Below are 1271 nucleotides of genomic sequence, written 5' to 3'. Positions count from 1 at the left end.
GTTATAAATAAAACCCGAAAATAATATAAAAATAAGTGTCATTGTCATTAAAAATGTTTGCAAATGAAAACTAGAAAAGTTAACCCTTCCAATATTTATAGCGACTGACATAAAAAAAACAGCAATAAAAAAGCCAATCATCATGCTCTTTATAAAGTTCTTTTTTGTACTTTCTTGCGATGAACTCAGTCGTTTTAAAGCAAAACCTGAAAAATCCAAGTAGTTCTTTTTGGTGATTTTAATTGATTTGATCATTATAACTTCCCTATGTATACATCGACTTGCGTAGTTGTAGAACAATACAATAATCGTATTAGATCAATACACGGAACACACACAAACTAGTAAACCTATATTGTCGGCTAGCATTTTAAGTTATTAATGTAAGGAATGTTTATTTTTAGCCAAAGCCTTTACCCTATAGTAAAAGGAAAGACCTGACCTCGTCTTCAGCACTTATTTGGAGACAAAGCCGTTTGCCTCTTTCGGGTGAATTCTCATCTTTATCTTAGTCGGTGCCGATGAGGCGAACCATTTCATTAGACCTTACCTTATTATTTACTTTTACTCCCAAGCACTAACAGGATCACATAGCTCTAACGGAATAAAAAAACACCTCATTTCAAGAAACCCCTTTAATGATTCTGATTCGCTATCTGATATTTCTTCATAAAAGAGATTTAAATATTCTTCCTTATAATCTAATCCTTTATGATAGTTATTTTTATAATTCTCCATATACGCATATAAAGCAGGCTTATTTCCATGATCAATTATTTCCTCTAGACATGTTAAATCATAATCACCACTATTTGAAAATTTACCACTAATAATAGCATCACAATATAACACTTTATACTGTATTTCCCCCTTATGATTTATTTTATTTAGTAACTCCTCAGATTCATCATATAACCAACTTCGGCTAGGATAGTGCATATATGAGCGAGCAAGTAATAATTTACTTTGATCGTCATCTACGGTATCCACTGCCATTTTCAGATAATAATCAATTTTCTTATAATTAATCTCACCTATATTCCCCAACATCCCATAAAAATAGCAATCCGTTAGTTTTTTATACCCTTTATGATCACCATTATCGGCATTTTCTTTTAAAACCTCACACTCCTTTACTATGTCAATCATTTCCACTTCCCTTTCTTTCGATAGTATATCGAATGACAACAATGACGAAATAGGCACTAAAAAAACAATTATGTAATTAACAATTACTTTCATTTAATAACTCCATTCACAATATATTCCAC

1 protein-coding gene and 1 pseudogene are annotated in these 1271 nt (G+C 31.2%); both read right to left on the bottom strand.

Annotated features, from left to right (window positions below):
- Window positions 1-255 (bottom strand): annotated as a pseudogene (locus tag AB4496_RS26965) (YcxB family protein); the annotation flags it as partial.
- Window positions 256-564: 309 nt separating this feature from the next.
- Window positions 565-1242: a hypothetical protein gene (locus AB4496_RS26960; RefSeq protein ID WP_009846199.1), complete on the bottom strand. Its 678-nt coding sequence runs from the start codon at window positions 1240-1242 to the stop codon at window positions 565-567.
- Between the last annotated feature and the right edge of the window lie 29 nt (window positions 1243-1271).

Origin of the sequence: Vibrio sp. 10N.222.46.A1 (assembly GCF_041473595.1) — a bacterium.
Classification (GTDB): Bacteria; Pseudomonadota; Gammaproteobacteria; order Enterobacterales; family Vibrionaceae; genus Vibrio; species Vibrio tasmaniensis_A.
This window is presented reverse-complemented; position numbering and strand designations above follow the sequence as displayed.